5 protein-coding genes and 1 pseudogene are annotated in these 3,580 nt (G+C 52.3%); 5 read left to right on the top strand and 1 reads right to left on the bottom strand.

The annotated features are described in order from the left end of the window. Positions 1-1,080: 1,080 nt before the first annotated feature. Genes A8707_RS25785 through A8707_RS25805 form a run of 5 tightly spaced genes read left to right on the top strand, consistent with a single transcriptional unit; the run spans position 1,081 to position 3,450 of the window. Complete coding sequence (locus A8707_RS25785) at positions 1,081-1,482, top strand: hypothetical protein (RefSeq protein WP_068820277.1); 402 nt, start codon at positions 1,081-1,083, stop codon at positions 1,480-1,482. Between the two features lie 3 nt (positions 1,483-1,485). Continuing rightward, on the top strand, positions 1,486-2,196 hold the full coding sequence (locus A8707_RS25790) for a heavy metal-binding domain-containing protein (protein ID WP_068820279.1): 711 nt from the start codon (positions 1,486-1,488) through the stop codon (positions 2,194-2,196). Positions 2,197-2,250: 54 nt separating this feature from the next. Beyond that, the gene (locus A8707_RS25795; RefSeq protein WP_156518892.1) at positions 2,251-2,457 is read left to right on the top strand and encodes a hypothetical protein; all 207 of its coding nucleotides are present in this window, start codon (positions 2,251-2,253) and stop codon (positions 2,455-2,457) included. After that, on the top strand, positions 2,454-2,810 hold the full coding sequence (locus A8707_RS25800) for a hypothetical protein (RefSeq protein ID WP_068820283.1): 357 nt from the start codon (positions 2,454-2,456) through the stop codon (positions 2,808-2,810). The genes A8707_RS25795 and A8707_RS25800 overlap by 4 nt, the downstream gene beginning before the upstream one ends. After that, positions 2,794-3,450 (top strand): heavy metal-binding domain-containing protein, encoded by a 657-nt coding sequence (locus tag A8707_RS25805; RefSeq protein ID WP_231948481.1) that lies wholly within the window; start codon positions 2,794-2,796, stop codon positions 3,448-3,450. The genes A8707_RS25800 and A8707_RS25805 overlap by 17 nt, the downstream gene beginning before the upstream one ends. Here the strand turns inward: A8707_RS25805 and A8707_RS27345 are convergent. After that, positions 3,406-3,580, bottom strand: a pseudogene (locus tag A8707_RS27345) (IS256 family transposase); the annotation flags it as partial. The gene A8707_RS25805 and the pseudogene A8707_RS27345 sit on opposite strands and share 45 nt — an antisense overlap.

The following is a 3,580-nucleotide window of genomic DNA, read 5'->3' on the forward strand; positions in this document are numbered from 1 at the left end:
TAAAAGCGCAGCAGTGGGCGGCGATTGGGCTAGTCACCGTGGGCGTAGTCCTGATGAATCTGGCACGAGTGCCGTCAAAGCTATCGCAAACCTAAAGCCATCGCACCAGGACACAGTCATGTTGAAGGCTTACCACTTGACTGTCTGGTTGCCGCTTCTGCTTACCATCAGTCCTCCACAAATAGTGCTAGAACGCTCCTCCAGGGATGGCACAGTTGCCGACCTTACCATCCAGCATGGCACGCTGGATATCGCGTAACTCCTGATCCAGCCGTAGGCGACCTGTATCTTTAGGGTTGACCGCAAGAAAATGGTTTTCTGAGTTTCGAGCGATCTGGTCATACGGGTGTGTTGATTCAGATTAGTCGAGGCTCTATTCCACTTTAGTCGCCGCTTGAAGGGTTGTCGAAGCGAAGCATCGATGATTCATGGTTTCTAAAGCAATTTTGAAAACCATCCTAACGTTGCCGAAAATGCCTCTGGGTCGGCAGAGTTTTGTGCAAATCTAAGCAAGCTTAGATGAGGCGATCGCTAATTAACTGTGCTGATGGCGGCGGAAGAACGCGCGCACGTGCTGAAGTAACACGCCCTTCGTCAGAATTTTGCCTACACCCTCTCAACCAAAAAGCAGCTTGTCCACACTGCGGACACAGACATCTACCAAAAAGCTTTTGCCTGCCTATCGCTCGCGAAAAGAGTTCGTCTCTACTGAGAACAGCAATCCAAAACCTTTAGAAACGACAGAGTTAGGACACCACCCAAGAGAAGGTATAGATAGAACCTTTTCGTGGGTCGCTTGACTCGATATTTGTGTGAACGCAAGCGTGATCACAGCTCTCAAGATGATGATGTGTGGCAAAGATTAAATTGGGTGCATCCCACTTTTGCAATAAGTACTATTACTCAGACTTGTAGCCCTTGAGAAAACGGGCTTTCAAGACACGTTCTCAAATTGAGACTTACAAGACTGGGATGCACCCAATTTAATCTTTGCTATCCATCAATTAAGGTTTTCTCCGCTACCCCTTCAGTCGAAAAATCCACTGCTTTAATAGTGGTTGACAACCCGGTACCTTTAGCATGACTGACGATCTTGATCCGGCTTTGCAAGTGGATGTTTTAGCCGCTGCCCTGCACCTGGATGACCAGGAGGCAAAAGACTTGCTGGAGTTTCTGGCGCAAAAGCTGGAGCAGGCGTTACCTCAAGCGACTACTGTCACCCGGAAGGGTGGGTTGTTTAGCAAAGCCCGCCCGGTGCAGGAAATTGTCGTGCGCTTCAATGACTACCATTACCAAATCACCCGCGAACAACACGGAACCCTGACCGCTCAGGTTTTAAAGGTTGTGCGAGGAGTGGTGCTGAAGACAACGGAAGTTTCCGTTGATCAATGGACAGCAGACATGGCCCAACAACTGGCGCAACTAGCGCAGCAAAGTGCCCAAACCCGGCAGGCATTGAATAAATTCGTCCTGGGAGGTTGATGCATGCCGTTCTGGGAATCGGCGGAAGCTAAAAGTCGACGCGAGGCTCACGAAGCCACTCAAAGGGCGCTGGAGCAGGGACAAATTCCCTATCACGCCCGCCATCGGTTGGAAGCGCAACGCCAGCGAGGCGATCGCTTCTTCACCAGTGACCTCACCTCTAACGAACATCTGCTGACTCGCGAAGCGGGCTATGAACCGATCGGGCTGGTGATGGGGACTGCTTTTTATAAAGTCAGTTTTTGGGGCTACTTCAACAGCTATTACACCTCTACGGGTGAGCTGACCAGCCTCAGTCAGGCTCAGTTAGCAGCCCGAGAGCTGGCGGTCGCCCGTCTCCAGCAGGAAGCCATGCTCCTGGGTGCTCACGGTGTCATTGGCGTGCGCCTGCAATTAAAAGGCTATGACTGGAGTGCCCGGACGGTGGAGTTCACCGCGATCGGCACGGCGAGCCGTATTCCCAACCGACCCCCCGACCCCCATCCCTTCACCAGTGACCTGAGTGGGCAGGAGTTTTGGCAGTTACATCAGGCGGGCTACTATCCCAGAGGCTTAGTGCTGGGCATCTGTTCCTACTACGTCCACACCGACTGGAACACCCGCAATCTGACCAGAGGCGGCTTTTTTGGCAGAGGCAGCTCAGCCAGAACCAGGAAATTACCCAATACACTCAGGGATTTCAGCTTGCCCGTCACCTGGCAACCGAACGCCTGACTGCTGATATTCGCAAACATGGCGGTGACGGTGCGGTCTGGCATGCACATTGACATGGGTATCGAAGACATTGAATACGAAGTCAACGATACGAAGTATCACGACCTGCTGGCGCATTTTGTAGCCGTCGGCACCGCCATCGTTCAGGCTCCACACCCGAAAGCCGGTGATCGCAAAGCCCACTTGCTCTATTACGACCTTGCCAAGGGTAAAGTTGCCCCCTTGAAGTCAGCAAACCACTTAATTCCTAAAGCACCATGACAAACTCTCCACCACCCTCTGATCTTCCCGCCCATGCCCGTGAACGGCTGCAGGCGATGCGCGGCAAAGATGAGGCCCATCGCCTGTTTACCAGTGACCTGACCGTTAATGAATTTCTGCTGGTCAAAGAAGCCGGCTTTGATCCTGTGGGTATGGTCGTAGGCTGCTCCATGTATCACATTGGCTATCAGTGGGCAGGCATCGGGCGCGACCTCTACCTGATACTAAAGCGACTAAAGCTCCCTACTGGCAAAGCTCTTAAACGATTTTATAGCAGTTCTTTTGATTATTCATTGACTAGTTTTACAGGCACCCAAAACCCTTGTGGAGCAAAAGGTGGTTGGTTTTTCTAATGTATCGGATGGAGGTCGCACCCCAGGCATCAACCAGAATATGGAAATGACCGTCCTTTCCCAAGCCATGTACCACGCGCGGGAACTGGCGATGAGTCGCATGGAAGAGGAGGCGGATGCCCTCGGAGCCGATGGCATTGTGGGCGTGCGGTTGACGGCTAAACACATGGAATGGGAGCCAAACTTGGCGGAATTTGTGGCGATCGGGACGGCGGTGCGTGCCCGTAACCGGGATCTCTCCTACCGCACCCTGGACAACAAACCCTTTACCAGCGACCTCTCCGGGCAGGACTTCTGGACGTTGCTGCGGGCAGGCTATCGTCCTGTGGGCATGGTGATGGGCAATTGCGTTTACCACGTGGCTTACCAGGGTATGGGGCAGTGGTTCAAAAACCTGGGCAAGAATGTGGAAATGACCAACTTCACACAGGGGTTGTACGATGCCCGCGAACTAGCCATGGAACGAATGCAGGCAGAGGCTACCCACTTAAAAGCAGAAGGCATTGTGGGTGTACAACTACATGAGGGCAGCTATGCCTGGAGTGCTCATGTCATTGAGTTGGGTATGTCAAGTAGTTTGTGTCAAAGGTCAAAATTAGAGCGGAAATCGCTCTTCGTACAGAATCGCAAAACGGTTTAGAGCAGGCTTCCAGTTTGAAATGGGCATCGTCCATTTTTTCGCAATGTGGTGCATCGCCCGATAAACCACTTTGAGGGCAGATTCATCGGTGGGAAACGCCCGATGATTCTTGATCACTTTTCTCAGAGTC

The sequence above is a fragment of the Phormidesmis priestleyi BC1401 genome (assembly GCF_001650195.1).
GTDB classification, from domain to species: domain Bacteria; phylum Cyanobacteriota; class Cyanobacteriia; order Leptolyngbyales; family Leptolyngbyaceae; genus Phormidesmis_A; species Phormidesmis_A priestleyi_B.

What these genes read in the sequence shown, in the direction of transcription:
- A8707_RS25790 (WP_068820279.1), top strand. Translation starts at nt 1,486, where the DNA reads ATGCCGTTCTGGGAATCGGCGGAAGCTAAAAGTCGACGCGAGGCTCAC.
- A8707_RS25795 (WP_156518892.1), top strand. Translation starts at nt 2,251, where the DNA reads ATGGGTATCGAAGACATTGAATACGAAGTCAACGATACGAAGTATCAC.
- A8707_RS25800 (WP_068820283.1), top strand. Translation starts at nt 2,454, where the DNA reads ATGACAAACTCTCCACCACCCTCTGATCTTCCCGCCCATGCCCGTGAA.
- A8707_RS25785 (WP_068820277.1), top strand. Translation starts at nt 1,081, where the DNA reads ATGACTGACGATCTTGATCCGGCTTTGCAAGTGGATGTTTTAGCCGCT.